17 protein-coding genes are annotated in these 14,659 nt (G+C 56.1%); 16 read left to right on the plus strand and 1 reads right to left on the minus strand.

Annotation, left to right across the window (positions count from 1 at the left end):
- The first annotated feature begins 171 nt into the window (after window positions 1-171).
- The 3 genes from NFR55_RS08975 to NFR55_RS08985 all read left to right on the plus strand — a co-directional run bounded on the left by NFR55_RS08975 (window position 172) and on the right by NFR55_RS08985 (window position 3,304).
- On the plus strand, window positions 172-1,248 hold the full coding sequence (locus NFR55_RS08975) for a D-alanine--D-alanine ligase (protein WP_251548414.1): 1,077 nt from the start codon (window positions 172-174) through the stop codon (window positions 1,246-1,248).
- A gap of 256 nt (window positions 1,249-1,504) precedes the next feature.
- Entirely contained in the window at window positions 1,505-2,707 is a 1,203-nt protein-coding gene (locus tag NFR55_RS08980; protein WP_251548415.1) for an NADP-dependent isocitrate dehydrogenase, read from the plus strand.
- A 111-nt stretch (window positions 2,708-2,818) separates the two neighbouring features.
- Entirely contained in the window at window positions 2,819-3,304 is a 486-nt protein-coding gene (locus tag NFR55_RS08985) for a hypothetical protein (RefSeq protein ID WP_251548416.1), read from the plus strand.
- On the opposite strand, the gene NFR55_RS08990 is transcribed toward NFR55_RS08985, so the two are convergent.
- The gene (locus NFR55_RS08990; RefSeq protein ID WP_251548417.1) at window positions 3,234-3,959 is read right to left on the minus strand and encodes a hypothetical protein; all 726 of its coding nucleotides are present in this window, start codon (window positions 3,957-3,959) and stop codon (window positions 3,234-3,236) included. The genes NFR55_RS08985 and NFR55_RS08990 overlap by 71 nt on opposite strands.
- Before the next feature lie 34 nt (window positions 3,960-3,993).
- On the opposite strand from NFR55_RS08990, the gene NFR55_RS08995 reads away from it, so the two are divergent.
- The 13 genes from NFR55_RS08995 (at window position 3,994) to NFR55_RS09055 (ending at window position 14,640) form a co-directional block, all read left to right on the plus strand.
- Window positions 3,994-5,451 carry a terminase large subunit domain-containing protein gene (locus NFR55_RS08995; protein ID WP_251548418.1) on the plus strand — a complete coding sequence of 486 codons (1,458 nt, stop codon included), beginning with the start codon at window positions 3,994-3,996 and terminating at the stop codon, window positions 5,449-5,451.
- The gene (locus tag NFR55_RS09000) at window positions 5,435-5,713 is read left to right on the plus strand and encodes a hypothetical protein (RefSeq protein WP_251548419.1); all 279 of its coding nucleotides are present in this window, start codon (window positions 5,435-5,437) and stop codon (window positions 5,711-5,713) included. The genes NFR55_RS08995 and NFR55_RS09000 overlap by 17 nt, the downstream gene beginning before the upstream one ends.
- A 47-nt stretch (window positions 5,714-5,760) precedes the next feature.
- Window positions 5,761-5,976, plus strand: coding sequence for a hypothetical protein (locus tag NFR55_RS09005; protein WP_251548420.1), 216 nt, complete (start codon window positions 5,761-5,763; stop codon window positions 5,974-5,976).
- The gene (locus NFR55_RS09010) at window positions 5,966-7,666 is read left to right on the plus strand and encodes a portal protein (RefSeq protein WP_251548421.1); all 1,701 of its coding nucleotides are present in this window, start codon (window positions 5,966-5,968) and stop codon (window positions 7,664-7,666) included. The genes NFR55_RS09005 and NFR55_RS09010 overlap by 11 nt, the downstream gene beginning before the upstream one ends.
- Complete coding sequence (locus NFR55_RS09015) at window positions 7,647-7,889, plus strand: hypothetical protein (RefSeq protein ID WP_251548422.1); 243 nt, start codon at window positions 7,647-7,649, stop codon at window positions 7,887-7,889. The genes NFR55_RS09010 and NFR55_RS09015 overlap by 20 nt, the downstream gene beginning before the upstream one ends.
- Window positions 7,890-7,975: 86 nt before the next feature.
- A complete protein-coding gene (locus NFR55_RS09020; protein WP_251548423.1) occupies window positions 7,976-9,133 on the plus strand; it encodes a phage major capsid protein in 1,158 nt (385 codons plus the stop codon).
- A complete protein-coding gene (locus NFR55_RS09025) occupies window positions 9,130-9,453 on the plus strand; it encodes a hypothetical protein (protein WP_251548424.1) in 324 nt (107 codons plus the stop codon). Before NFR55_RS09020 ends, NFR55_RS09025 begins: the two co-directional genes overlap by 4 nt.
- Window positions 9,450-10,034 carry a hypothetical protein gene (locus NFR55_RS09030; protein ID WP_251548425.1) on the plus strand — a complete coding sequence of 195 codons (585 nt, stop codon included), beginning with the start codon at window positions 9,450-9,452 and terminating at the stop codon, window positions 10,032-10,034. The genes NFR55_RS09025 and NFR55_RS09030 overlap by 4 nt, the downstream gene beginning before the upstream one ends.
- Before the next feature lie 2 nt (window positions 10,035-10,036).
- A complete protein-coding gene (locus tag NFR55_RS09035; protein ID WP_251548426.1) occupies window positions 10,037-11,398 on the plus strand; it encodes a hypothetical protein in 1,362 nt (453 codons plus the stop codon).
- 8 nt (window positions 11,399-11,406) lie between these two features.
- A complete protein-coding gene (locus NFR55_RS09040) occupies window positions 11,407-12,357 on the plus strand; it encodes a hypothetical protein (protein WP_251548427.1) in 951 nt (316 codons plus the stop codon).
- 4 nt (window positions 12,358-12,361) lie between these two features.
- Complete coding sequence (locus NFR55_RS09045) at window positions 12,362-14,116, plus strand: hypothetical protein (protein ID WP_251548428.1); 1,755 nt, start codon at window positions 12,362-12,364, stop codon at window positions 14,114-14,116.
- Window positions 14,097-14,375: a BhlA/UviB family holin-like peptide gene (locus NFR55_RS09050; protein WP_251548429.1), complete on the plus strand. Its 279-nt coding sequence runs from the start codon at window positions 14,097-14,099 to the stop codon at window positions 14,373-14,375. Before NFR55_RS09045 ends, NFR55_RS09050 begins: the two co-directional genes overlap by 20 nt.
- Window positions 14,368-14,640 carry a hypothetical protein gene (locus NFR55_RS09055; RefSeq protein ID WP_251548430.1) on the plus strand — a complete coding sequence of 91 codons (273 nt, stop codon included), beginning with the start codon at window positions 14,368-14,370 and terminating at the stop codon, window positions 14,638-14,640. The genes NFR55_RS09050 and NFR55_RS09055 overlap by 8 nt, the downstream gene beginning before the upstream one ends.
- Window positions 14,641-14,659: the final 19 nt, after the last annotated feature.

The raw sequence follows: 14,659 nt of genomic DNA on the forward strand, positions 1-14,659 counted from the left end.
CCCCCCCCCGCGGCAATCCCTTGCATGGAACAAGTACAAGTATCTGCCGCTTTCTCTCGTATGAGATTGCCGCGCTCACTGCGTTCGCTCGCAATGACGGTATGTCAAAATAACACAGTTGCTCCTTTGCGCATATATTACAAAGAAAGTAATATGCAAAGGAGTTTTTTTATGACGGTGGCGGTTATATTCGGCGGCAGGAGCTGCGAACACAACGTGAGTGTAGTGACGGGCGTTCAGTCGCTCGGCGATTTTCCGAGCGGACACAAAGCCGTGCCCGTTTACATAGACGAAAAGGGCGTGTGGCACACGGGCAAGGAATATTGCGATATCGGGTTGTATGCGCAACATAAAGGGGCGTATCCCGGCAAAGAGGTGCATTTGCGCCCGTCGTCGCCCTACCTTTACGCCAAAAACGGCAAAAAGCTGCATAAGCTGGATTGTTGCCTTTTGTGCACTCACGGCGTGGGCGGAGAGGACGGGAGCTTGCAAGGGTTATTGAATTTGACCGGCATACCTTATACGGGGAGCGGCGTTTGCGCGAGCGCGGCGGGCATGGATAAGGCGGTTATGAAAAGGTTATTCGCGCAAGCGGGACTGCCCGTTGTGCCGTATGTGACTCTTTCCGCCGAAGAGTACGTAACCGACTCTTTTGCCGCGCTCGAGAAGATTAAGAGCAGTTTGCGGTTTCCGCTCATAGTTAAGCCGAGCAACGCGGGCAGCAGCATAGGCATAGGAATTGCGCGTGATTACAGCGAGCTTTTCGGGGCGGTGCGAGTGGCTCTCGAGTGGGATACCTGCGCGGTGATAGAAAACGCGCTCGAGGGGTTCGAGGAGTTCAACTGCGCGGTGCTGTGCGGCGAGCCGAGCGAGGTGGAAAAGCCGATAGGTTGGAAAGATTTTCTCACTTACGAAGACAAATACCTTAGTAAGAGCGAGGGCGTGGGGCGGGAGTTTCCCGCAAAAATCGACGGCGAACTACGCGAGAAGATACGCGCTCTTGCGGTAAGGGCGTATGAAACGATAGGGGCGGACGGAGTGGCTCGCATAGACTTTTTGTACGCCGACGGCGAACTGTACGTAAACGAAATAAACACCATACCCGGTTCTCTCTCGTCGTACTTTTACGAGGGCGGAGGGAGTTACGTAATAGAAAAGCTGATTGCTCGAGCCGAAAAGGTTCACGCCGCTCGCAAGAGGTTGAAATACGCTTACAAGCCTTTCCGCGGCGAAAGCGGAAAGAAGTGAAATTAGCTTTCTTTCGGCTGAGATTGCCGCGCTCGTTTCACTCGCTCGCAATGACATTGTTGCCCGTTTCCCGTCATTGCGAGGGTGCTTGCGCCAAACTTGTCATTGCGAGGGCACTTGTGCCCGTGGCAATCCCCGACATGCGAAAAGCAAATTTCATAAAAGCTCGAGCATAAGAAATGTACGTTTCCAAATCCCTTGACTTAAAACGCCGCGCATAGTATAATAGTGCAAAATTATTGCGGAGGTGCGCGTTTTGGCACGTATCAAATACAGTACGCCCATAGTTGAAATGCAGGGCGACGAGATGACGAGAATACTTTGGGACGAAATAAAGGAAATACTGCTCGAGCCGTATGTGGAACTTAACACGGAATATTACGATTTGGGACTCGAGCACCGCGACGAAACGGACGACGAGGTTACGGTTGCCGCGGCGGAAGCAATAAAAAAACACGGCGTGGGCGTAAAGTGCGCCACCATAACGCCCAACGCTCAACGCGTGGAAGAATACGGACTCAAAAAAATGTGGCTCAGTCCCAACGGCACAATCCGTGCGCACCTCGACGGAACTGTGTTCCGCGAGCCCATACTTTGCGAGTCAATACGCCCGTACATACCCGCTTGGACCAAACCCATAGTGATTGCCCGCCACGCTTACGGCGACGTATACCGCAACAGCGAGATAAGAGTGGACGGCAAAGCGGAGGCGTTGCTCGAGGTTAAGTATGCCGACGGCAAAATAACGCGTTCCAAAATAGCCGATTTTGCGGGCGCGGGAGTGGTGCAGGGCATACACAACACCGACTCCAGCATAGAAAACTTTGCACGGTCTTGCTTTAATTACGCGCTCGACCTTAAGCGCGACTTGTGGTTTGCCACAAAAGACACCATTTCCAAAACTTACGACCGCAGATTTAAGGAAATATTCGCCGAGCTTTATCAAAACGAATACGAAAAGAAATTTCAAGGCGCGGGAATAAAGTACGAATATTCGCTTATAGACGACAGCGTTGCGCGTATTATCCGCAGTAACGGCGGCATGATATGGGCACTTAAAAACTACGACGGCGACGTTATGAGCGATATGGTTGCCACTGCCTTCGGCTCGCTTGCCATGATGACGAGCGTTCTCGTATCGCCCTCGGGCGCGTACGAATACGAAGCGGCGCACGGCACCGTAACGCGCCACTATTACCGTTATCGCGCGGGCGAAAAGACCTCCACGAACCCCGTGGCAACTATATTCGCTTGGAGCGGCGCGCTCAATAAGCGCGGAGAAAAAGACGGCGTGAAAGAACTGTGCGCTTTTGCCGACAGGCTGGAGCGGGCGGTGAAACACACGATAAACGAAGGATTTATTACCGGCGACTTGAAGGCTCTGTATCAAAAAGAGGGCGTTGCGCCCGTTGTGCTTAACTCCCAAGAGTTCCTCAAAAAGATATCCGAAAATTTATAAAATTCTTCGCTTAAAATCGAATTGTTGACAAGGGCTGTCAACAATAATGTGGTATCATAATGTCGAAAATAAGATTTTGCCCGCATTTGCGGGAAAGGACGGATACCGCATATGGAAATCGAAATAGCCGCGATACTTACTGTCGCGTGCAAGCTCGCTCAACTCGAAAGAATACTCGATAAAAGGATGGAACGCGCCGCGCTCGACACGGTAAGCCCCACGCTGCCGCTGCTCGAAAAGGTGCGAAAACTCGGCGAATACAAGCGGCTCGCCGCAAATCTCGCCGTAATGGAGCACCGACTGCATTGCGCTCTCGGCGACGACGCCAACCTTATTACATACGCCGCTAACGGGCGATACGGCTTGACTTACTCGGCGCAAAGGGTGCGAGCGGCGTTTAAGCGGGCAAAGGAAACTCTGGAGAATTTGGGCGTGCGTTGCGAAAGCCTGAAAGAATACGGAGAGCTTCCGCTATATGCCGCCGAGTGCAAAAAACTGCGTAGGCTAAGGCGGCAAGCCGATATAATTATTCCCGACGCATGCCGTGGCGCGGCGTTCGCTTGCTTTCCGGGCGATAGAACAGCACAAGCATTATAACTCCCGCGGGAACGCACAGGGCGGCGATGAGCAATATGTTGCCCACGCTCGATATCTGCGACGAGCCGGGAGTTTGCTCCGCTTCGGTCGAGGGTTTCTCGACCTTTTCTATTACGTTGGGCGTAACCTCTTTGTAGGATAGTTGGGGCGCGTATACGTAGCCGTACACCGCGCCGCTCGGCGAGTCGTAGCGAACGTATTGCCAAAGGTTGCCCGCGCCCGCGAACAGTTCGCCGCCGTTGCGCGGCCCGTAGAGGGCGAGCTTTGCGCCCGCGGGCACGGCGCACAGCACCTTGCCCGTTTGCGAGTTTGGCGCGTCGCGAAGATTTACCGCCATGCCGTCGTTGTTTGGCGTAGCCGAGCGCACGGCGAATTTGGTTACCGGCTCGTAGTCGGTGATTTCCACGTTTTGGGCGGAAACGTAGCCGCGCAGGTCGAGGTAAGACACGGGATATTTGCCGTTTTGGGCGTCACCCTCGGCAACGGCGAAATAGGTTGCGGGCAAAACGCAGATTTCTTCGCCGCTCACCGACGATAAAACGGCGTCGGTGCGGATATAGAGGTAAACAACGCTCGAGTCTGCGTATGCGAGCGGAGCGGAAGCAAACAAAAGGGGCAACAGTAAAGCTGCAATAATCGAGGCGGCTTTTTTCATACGCGCATTATACTATTTTTGCGGGGGTTGTATTTTGAAAGAAAATGATGAAAACGGGCAAATAAGCGAGTATACCGAAATTCTGCGCCGTCTTGCGCTCAACCGCAGAAATACCGAACGCTACGTGCGCAACAACAAGTTGGCGTTTTACAACTCGGGCGAAACGGTGCACGTTAAGCAAGTGGAGTTTCATAAGTGCCTTAAGCGCAACCGCTGGGTGTTCGGCGGCAACCGCACGGGCAAGACCGAATGCGGCGCGGCGGAAACGGCGTGGCTACTTAGGGGCAATCATCCGTACCGCAAAGTGAGCGGGGCGGTTACGGGGTGGGCGGTGTCGGTAAGCTACGGGGCGGGCAGGGAGGTTGCGCAGAAAAAACTGCTTTCGTACTTAAATCCCGAGTGGATTGAGAGCGTGGGAATGATTAAGGGCGGCAAAGGCAATTTAGAGGGCGGCGTGATAGACTACATTGCCGTAAAGAACGTGTTCGGCACTGCGAGTTACGTTTATTTCAAGAGTTGCGAGGCGGGACGGGAAAAGTTTCAGGGGAGCAGTTTGGATTTCGTGTGGTTTGACGAAGAGCCGCCCGAAGACGTATACGAGGAGTGCCGCATGCGGGTGTTCGACCGCAAAGGCGATATATTCGGCACAATGACTCCGCTTAAGGGCATGACCTTTATATACGACAAAATATACCTTAATTCGACAAACGACCCCGAGGTGTGGTGCGTTTTTATGGAGTGGGCGGATAATCCCTATCTCGACCGCGAGGAGATAGAAAGGCTTAGCGGCGCACTCGGCGAAGAACAGTTGCGCACTCGAAGATACGGCGGCTTTGCCGAGAGCGGCGAGGCGGTGTATCCCGAATTCGACGAGCGCGTGCACGTAATACCGCCCTTCGATATTCCCGCCGAGTGGCAGGACTGTCTTTCCATAGACCCGGGGCTTAGCAATCCGCTTTCCTGCCACTGGTACGCGGTGGACGGCGAGGGCAACGTATATGCGGTTGCCGAGCACTACGAGCGCGGGCGCGACGTGAAATATCACTGCGAGCGCATACGCGAAATAAGCGACTCGCTCGGGTGGAAGCGCACCCGCACGGGCGCGGTGTACGCGCTTATAGACAGCGCGGCGAACCAACGCACTCTCGCGTGCGAAAAGAGCGTGACCGAGCTGTTTTGCGAAAACGGCATAGCGGTAAATCCAAAAGTCGAGAAGAATTTGTTCGCGGGCATAAATCGGGTGAGAAGTTATCTTGCGGGCGAAAACGGCAAGCCCAAAATTTACATATTCGACGTGTGCCGCAATCTTATCCGCGAATTGAAAGCGTACAGGTACGGCTCCGACGACTCGCCCGTAAAGCGCGACGACCACGCGCTCGACGAATTGAGATATTACCTCATGACAAAGCCGCGAGCCGTTCGCGCACCCGAAACAAAGGGCGAACTGGGGCAATTCAAGGAGCGACTCATCAAACATGTTGGACGAAGATGAAAAGCGCAGGCTCAAAGTCGCCGCCGTAAAGAAGGCGATGGGATACACGGCAACCGAGGTTACGGAAGAGTACGCCGTTCGCGACGGCGAAGAAACGCTCGTGCGCAGAAAGGTTGTGCAAAAAGACGTTCCGCCCGACTTCGCGGCGGTAAAGTGGCTCATGGGGGAACCGGAAACGGAGGAGATAAGTTTGGAAGAACTTGAGCGCGAACGGGCGGAACTGGAGGAAGCGTTTCTGCGCAATCGCGGATGCGCGGACTAAAACGCGCGGGATTGCTTCGAAAACAAAAAAACAAGGAGGAAAGAAAAATGGAACTTGTAGACACCGAATGCAAAATAAGGTGCGAAATGGGCGCGTGCAAAAACATGGCGGTAAAAACGGTTAAGCTCAGCCGCGTGGGGATAAAGAGCCGCATACACATATGCGCCGACTGCCTGAAAGAACTCTACGGTTTGATAGGCTCGACTTTAATACCCAAATCCATAGAAACCGCCGCAAAGAAGGTAAAGCGCAGTGAGAGATAAAACGGTATACGAAGAAGAAAAGGCGGCGGAAGTGCGAGCCGATTTCGAGCGGAGAGCTTCGGAACGCCGCGCGTTCGAGGCGCAATGGCAGATTAACCGCAATTTCGTGCTCGGCAATCAGTACGTATATGCGGGCGCGGACGGGAGCTTAACGGAGCGCGACCGCGACTACTACTGGCAGGAAAGGGAATGTTTCAACCACATTGCGCCCGTTGTGGAAACGAGGCTCGCCAAACTTCAGCGCGTGCGCCCCAAAATGAGCGTGCGCCCCGCGAGCGGCGACGAACGCGACAGGTTGAGCGCGAAAGCCTCCGCCAAAATTCTCGCTTCGGCGTGCGCAAAGCTCGAAACGGACAAGCTCATAGCCGACGCCACTATGTGGAGCGAGATATGCGGCACTGCGTTTTATAAAGCGGTATGGAACGCCCGCGCGGGCAGAAAGCTCGGCAAGCGCGACGGCAAAAACGTGTACGAGGGCGACGTTGAAATACACGTATGCCCGCCGTTCGAGATATACCCCGACAGCATTGCCCATTCCGCGGTGGAGGACTGCGAGAGCATAATTCACGCCCGCGCCGTATCGGTGGACGAAATTCGAAAAACGTACGGCGTTGTTGTGCCGCCCGAGCCAACCGACCTGCTCGGCGACTCGGGAAAGTGCATTACGGGCGGACTTGAGGGCGCGTGCTTTTCGCCCATGTTTTCGCGGCGAGCGGACGAAAGCCACTGCATGCTTATAGAGCGTTACACCCGCCCGAGCGCGGACTGCGAAGAGGGCGAATACGCAGCCGTAGCGGGCGGCAAATTGCTCGCGCTCGGCTCTCTGCCCTACAACTGCGGCGCCGACTTTTCGCCGTCGCTTCCTTTTATCAAGCAAGACTGCATTGCCCGAGCGGGCTGTTTTTACGGCACGAGCATGGTGGAGCGTTGCATACCCATTCAGCGTGCGTTCAACGCCGTGCGCAACCGTAAGCACGAATTCATGAACCGCATAGCCATGGGCGTGCTCGCAGTAGAGGACGGAAGCGTAGACACCGACAACCTCGAAACCGAAGGTCTGAGCCCCGGCAAAATTCTCGTATACCGCCAAGGGAGCAATCCGCCCTCTTTGCTCGACCCCGGCAGAGTGCCCGCCGACTTTCGGTACGAAGAGGACAGACTATTAAGCGAGTTTGTGGCGGTAACGGGCGTAAGCGAAATAATGCGTTCGAGCTCGGTGCCGAGCGGCATGACGAGCGGCGTTGCTCTGCAACTACTCATAGAGCAAGACGACACGCGGCTTTCCATAACCGCCGAAAACGTGCGCGGCGCGGTTCGCTCGCTCGCGAAAACGGTGCTTAGGCTCTATAAGCAATTCGCCCGCCGACCGCGTCTGGCGAGGTTTGTGGGCGACGACGGCGAAGTGGAACTAATACACTTTAACGCGTCGGATATAAGTTGCGACGACGTTGTGTTCGAAACCGAAAACGAGCTTACGAGCACGCCCGCACAGCGGCAGAGCATGCTGTTCGACCTACTGAACATGGGGCTCTTAAGCGACGAAAACGGCAAACTTTCGGACTCCACCCGCAATCGCGTGCTCGAGGCGGTGGGATACGGCGGTTGGGACGTGCGCGACAACAAAGACGACGGCGGCGACAAAGACGGCGGCGAAAAGGAAGGAGAACAAAATGAGCGAAGCGGAATTTGAAAATCTTTCGGACGAGCAGTTGTTTTATAAACTGAAAGAGGGCGGTAATCTCGAAAAAATAGTGCTTTCGGACGAACAACTTTGCAACGCCGTTGTGGAGAGATACATAGACGAGCTTGCCTGCGCTCCGCACGTGCCCGTCGTGCGCGGCTATTGCGCTCTGCGCGTTTTGCCGAGGCCCAAAACTCTCGAGGACGCTAAGCGCATAGTGGACGGAAACTGAGTAACGAAAACCGTCGAAAAAGCCGAGTATTACGACTGTTTCGACGTTTATATATATAAAAACTTATTTAAGGAGAAAAAAGAAACATGTTAACATTGACCAATGCGGAAAACGCGCTCAAATCGGTCTACCTCGGTGCGGTGACCGAACTGCTCAACACCAAAACAAACCCGTTGCTTTCCAAGATAGAGCAAACCTCGAGCGACGTTTGGGGCAAAGAGATACGAAAAGCCGCAAGCTACGGTATTAACGGCGGCGTGGGCGCGGGCGACGAAGACGGTTCTTTGCCGAGTGCGAAGAGCGTTAACTACCTTCAGTTCGTAACCACGCTCAAAAACCTTTACGGTCAGATAGAGATATCGGACAAGGCGATACGCGCGAGCGCGGACGGCAGGGGCGCGTTTACCGACCTGCTCAACAACGAGCTTCAGGGGCTTTTGGACGCCTCCAAATTCAACCTCGGGCGCATGCTTTACGGCGACGGAAGCGGACTTTTGGGAAGCGTGGGCGCGGCGGACGCCGACGGTTTCTGCTCGGTGTCCGCGCCTCAAAACCTCATAGAGGGGCTTGTGGTGGATATCTATTCCAAGGCGGGCGCAAAGCTCGGAACTTCGGCAATAACCTACGTTGACCGCGACAACAAGAGAATAAAACTCGCTTCCGCGCCGTCGTCGCTCGCCGACGAAAGCACTATGTACGTGCAGGGCAGTAAGGACAAGGAGATAACGGGGCTGGGCGCGATATTCAAAACCGACGGCTCTTTATACGGCGTGTCGCGTTCCGCTCACCCTTGCATGACTCCGTACATGAAAAGCGGCGTGGGTGCGCTCGACGAGATAATAATGCAGGAGGCGATAGACCGTTTGGAAATGACGGCGGGCAGTACGGTGGATTTCATCGCGGTTTCGGCTTCGGTAAAATACGCGTATCAGGAATACATGGCGCAGTACAAACGCAACGTTGACGTAATGGAGCTTGCGGGCGGTTTCAAAACTCTTTCCTATAACGGCATACCTCTCGTGTACGACCGTTTCATAGAGGAGGGGAGCATGTATCTTCTCAACACCAAGGCGTTTAAGTTGCACCAGCTTTGCGACTGGCAGTATCTCGAAACCGAAAACGGAAAGATATTGCGCCAAACGCAGGGCAAGCCCACGTATACCGCAACGCTCGTGAAATACTGCGACCTCGTGTGCGACCGCCCCAACGGACAGGCGAAACTCTCGGGCATAACTCGGTCGTGAGAGCGGGCGCGGAAATTGTGCGCGGCGACCTTTTCGGCATAGCGGACAGGCTCAAAAGCATAGACGAGGGATATTTCGTCGTGCTCGATAAACGCACGGGCGAATACGAGGTGCACAATCGCTTTCAGCGCGGAAACACTTTCGCGCTGAAAGTGCCGTACCGCGGCTTAGACGCCCGCACCGTAACGCTTGTGCTAAAGACGAGGGCGGAAAACGCGCGGAAACTGTTCGAGGAAATGGAGCGGGAAAACGCGAGGGCGGAACGCGCCCGAATACGTACCGCGATAGATAAGGCGCTTTCCGGCATGGAGGGAAAATGAAAATAGCGGAAGCGGTGCAATGCGCCGCGGTGTTTTTGCAACTCAACGAATTGGCGGAGGCAATGGACTCTCCCGATTTTAACGCGAACGCTCCCGAGCAAACGCTCGGCGCGGAGAACGCGGCGGAACTCGACTTGCTTGTAAGGTGCTGTAATTTGGTGCTTTTCGAGCTTGCCGACACCGACTTTCCGTTGCGGGCGCAAACGCGCGTGAATGCGGAAAACGGGCGAATAGATTACTCGCGGTTGCCGCAAAAAATAACCGATATAGTGAGCGTAACGGCGGGCGGAAAAAGTTTGCCCGTGTGCCGATATTTCGACTGCATAACCGTGCCGTACAGCGGCGAGTGCGTGGTAACTTATACTTTCGCGCCCGCAAAGGCGGCTTTGGGCGACGTTTCGCCGTATGCGTGCGGCAAGCCGAGCGCGAGGGCGGTTGCCTACGGGATAGCGCGGGAGTACTGCCAAATAAGCGGCATGCTTGACGAAGCCTCGGTTTGGGACGGAAGATTTGCGGCGGCGATAACCGAACAGGCGCGGGGAAAACGCGAAAAAAGAGTTAAGCCGCGCACGTGGAGATGAGCATGAAAAGAAGCATAAGACCGCCCTCGCGGCGGTATAAAAGAGCGTTCGCGCCCAATCTTTCGCGCGGGCAAAACTACTCGTACGACAGCCGAGTTTTGCCATTCGATATGAGCGAAGAGGCGTATAACGTAAGCGTGGAATCGGGTGCGCTCGAGGCGGGTTACGGAGCGGAAAGCACCGATATCTCGGCTCGCTACGGCATGGTTTACTATTACAGAACTTACGACGAGCAGAGCGAAACATACTCGGGGCACTTGATTGCGTACGACTCATTGAGCGGCAAAACGGGCGTTTTGCGGGGCGGCGAGTGGAGCGAAATTCAAGGCGCGGAGTTTGCTTCGCCGCCCGTGGGCACTAACTACAGGCTGTACGGCGAAGACGTATATCTTTTGTGCGGCGACGAAGGCATGGCTGTGGTTCACCCCGATTTCCGTGCGGTTACGGTTTCGTCCGCGCCCAAGATAACGAGCGTTGCGATGCACAACGAGCGCATGTTCGTAACGGTGGGCGGCAGGCGCAACGCGGTTTGGTTCAGCGACGACCTAAACCCCACCAACTGGAACCCCGAGCTTGACGAGGGCGGATTTATAGAACTCGAGGGCGACGGCGGCAAGCTCAACAAAGCGGTTGCGTTCGGCGGCTACGTTTATCTTTTTCGCGATTACGGCATAGCGAGGCTTACCGCATACGGCGACCAAAGCGAGTTCTCCGTTACCAATCTTTTCGTGTCGGGCGGCAAGATTTACGGCGATACCGCGCTCGTGTGCGGCGACCGCATAATGTTCCTTGCGGCGGGCGGGCTGTATTCGTTCGACGGAGTTTCTGCGGTGCGGGTGTGCGAGGGGCTCTCGGGGCTGTTCGAACGGTTTTCGGAGCCGGTTGCGTGCTATCACTGCGGCAAGTACTTTATCGCCTCGGGCGAGTATTTGGCGGTGATAGACGCCCGCACAAAGATTGTTTCGGTAAGCAAGGGCATGGAAATTCTCTCTTTTTCGCCCATTGCGGGAGAGGACGGAGAGCAACTGCTCGCCTGCGTTAAGGGCGGCGAAACTTTGGGGAAAATCGTGCTCGGCGCGGACGTTTTCGGCGTTAAGCAAAAGCGGCTGTGGAGGGGCGGCATGACCGACCTCGGTTCGCCCGAGAGTCGCAAACTCATTACCGACGCATACATAAACAGCAAATACGACTGCGTGCTGAGCGTGCGCACCGAGCGCGGGCAAAAGTCGGTGCGGATAAAGGGCGGCGCGGGAGTGCGGCGCAAGCGCATTAACCTGCTCGGAACTATGGCGGGCATAGAGATTACGGCGGAGGGCGAGCTGTCGGCGGCTCGTCCCGCACTGCGCTATACCGTTGTGAATTAGGGGTGACTATGGATTACGGACGACTTGCATACATAAAAACCGAGGAGATCGAGAGCGCGTTTCGCCGACGGAGTGCGCAAAGCGAGCGGCGCAATTCGCTGGGCGCGTCGTTCTATCCTCGGGCGGAGATTGCGGGCGGATATTCGCCCTGCGCGATTTCGGGCGAGGGAAGCGCGGGGCTTACCGTTTCGGTTACGCTTCGCGCACCCGCGGGCGCAAACGGCATAAAAGTGAGCTTGTACTGCGGCGGAAAGATAGCGGCGTACGCCCGCGTAACTCTCGCCGAGGGCGAAACGGGCAGATACTCTTTGCTTTCCGCGGTGTATCCCGCGGAGGGCGAGCGGCTGGAAATACGCTCCGACTCCGAGGGGCTTGTGCTCGAGGAGTTCGCGCTTTTAATAGAGGGCAACGCGGTAAAAATAACGGGCGGCGAAACGCGCGCGCGTTGCGACTGCACAAACGGAAAGATATATACCGCCTACGCGCAAAACGGCTACGTGTACGTGTGCGACGAGAGCGGCAAAACGGCGAGCGCGACTCACGGCGGCGTTTTCGATATATCGGCGGCGGACTCGAACGTGTACGTGATTTGCGCGGACGACGTGGGCAATCTTTGGGGAGTGCGCTACAACGCCGAGCTTAACGAAACGGCTCGCGAGTATTTGGGCGACGCGCCCGAAAAGGTTGCTTTGGGGCTTTCGCCTTTCGGGCTTACCGTAGCGGGACTGTTCGGCGGCGAAATACGGTTTATGGAGTGCGAAGAGGATTTTTCGGGGCGGAGCGACTGGGTGCGAGCCGATTTCGAAACCCGCGCCGACAACGTGTATTTCGGCAAGCAGTCGCGCTCGCCCGCGCTGTTTTTGGAGCGCGACGGGCATGTGTTTGCCAAACTGCCCGTGCCGTTGCTCGGTTTTAGGGAGCACGTGAGCGCACAAATACGGCTTGCATTCGGAGATTGAAGAAATGGAATTGCACAATTATTACACGGTGCGCGTGGGCGGAAGAACGCATACCGCTTTCAACTCGCTCGCCGAAGATTTTTGGCTTAAAGCGGCAAACTTTTCGCGCTGGGCAAACTTTCTCTCGCTCACCGCCCAAGACGGCACGAGGGTGTCCGCGCCCGCGGCGTTGGAGTTTTTGAATTGCGACTGTTCGCGCGGCGGCGTGCTGAGAGCCTCTTACCGCGCCGAGGTGATTTGCGAACAAAAGCGGTATGTAAGCGCGGAGCTTTGTTGCGAAGACGGGGCGGCGGGCGTGATGAGTTCTGCGGAAATCGACGTAGACGGCGGCGGCGAGAGCGCGGAAATCACGGCTACGATTATGCTTTCGGCTGTGGCGGGCGAGGGAGTGTGTTTGTCGGCTGGCAACAATCCGCTCATAAAAAGACTGCTCGGTTGCGGCGACGAAACGGAGTTCGAAATGGGCTGGGGAGAGTGCGATTATCCCGCCGTGCCGTGCGTGCGCTCATCCGACCTTATGGGCGAAATACTGCCCGCGGATTTTGTTTTCGACGGCAATATGAACGTATCGTCGCGTTCGCCCATGCAGGGCTGCGAACTCGTGCTTTACGGCGGCGGCGAGAGCGCGTTGCGGGCGGTGCGCCCGTATACCGTGTCCGCCCGAAGCGTTGCGGCAAACATAGACTCGCGCCGCGCGGTCCTCTTGAACGAAAAGCCGATAGAAAGCATATACGAACTTGCGGTAGACGGAACGAAAAGTTTGCGCATAAACAGCGGAACGGTTGCGAAAGCGGCGTTTGCCGCAATAGAGGGCAAAGTGCGAAACCTCGGCGCGGACGGCGAAATCAAGAGCGACCCCGACGGCGAGTACATAGCCTTTATCACCACGGGCTATGTGGAGGTGTACGAGGTTGACGTGCTCGACGCAGAGTGCGTGCTGCGCGTGGAGCGGACGGACGAAGAGACGGAAATATGCCGCGGCGGCTCGCTCGCCATGTGGAACAATTCCTCGCTCGTGATACACGAGCGGGCGGAAGACGGAACGTATTCGAGTTTTTCCACCGCGTTTCCCGCGAGTTACGACCGCGTGATAGTGCGCGAGGGCGACCGCTACCACTGCGGTTACAGGCGCAGTACCGCCTATTACAGGTTCGAGGTGACAAGGGCTGGCAAACGCCAGCTCGAGCAGGTGCGCGTTACCTCCGCGCTGTTTTTCGCGGGGCGTTGCGGCGACGCCATTGCCTACGGCGACAAAAAGCTGTATGTTAAAACCATAGATACCGACATAAGCGCTGACTACGCCTGCGCCGGTCTTGCGCTCACCACCCAACTGCGCGACGAGTGCGTTGCGGGCGAAAATTTCGTTATAACCGAGGAGGGCGGCGTTACCAAGTTGTACGACTTGGTGCACGACCGCGTGGACGAAATCGAAAAGGGGCTCAAAGTGTGCGGGAATTTGGCGTTCGGCAACGGCTCGGCATACGCCTACGATTACTATAACGGCATGCGCAAAATCGAGGGGAACTATCGAATATCGGGAGCTACGGGCGCGTGCCTTACCCGCCGCGGGCTGTGGGTACTGCTCGGCGGCAAGCTGTACGCCTATTACTTGAGCGGAGGGGGCACGGCTGTGCTCATGCCCGCCGGCAGTGCGGGAAAGCAGGCGGTGATAGGGGTGCGCGAACGCAACTACGAGGGTTTGGGCAAAAAGGCTAAATTCATTATAGGGGGAAATAACGGTGTGGGAAGATATACTTAGAGCCGCTTTGGAGAGCGGTTTGTGGGCGGCGTTGTTTTGCGTGTTGCTTGCGTATTTGTTGCGCGACTCGAGGGTGCGCGAACAAAAGTACCGCGACACAATCGACTCGCTTATGCGCGGGCTTGGCGTGCTCGACGAGGTGCGCGGCTACGCGAGCGAAACTTTAAGGCTGTTGCGCGGCAAATACAAGCGCGGCTTGCGCGGTTCGCTCGAGGCGGAAAACGCGGCGGGCGCGGAATGCGAGGGCGCGGATGTATAAAAAGGCGTTGTATTCGGTGGGCGGCGGCGAGCTGTGCCAAGCCTCGGAAGCCGACGGCGTGATATCGGTGCTCATACGCGAAAACGGGCGCATACTGCGGCGATACATGACCCGACCGAACGGCAAAATATACGGGGCGCGAGCGGTGAGCTACGCCGATGCCTACTTCGAGTTCCCGTTTGCGACTTTGGAGATTATGGGGGAGGAAAAAATTTATGAACACAAGACGGGCTACGGTGCGCAGACTCAAGCGCAGAATGACTAAAAAAGACGTGGCGGTAAGG

The organism is Pumilibacter intestinalis, assembly GCF_943193005.1.
In the GTDB taxonomy this organism is placed as follows: domain Bacteria; phylum Bacillota; class Clostridia; order Christensenellales; family Pumilibacteraceae; genus Pumilibacter; species Pumilibacter intestinalis.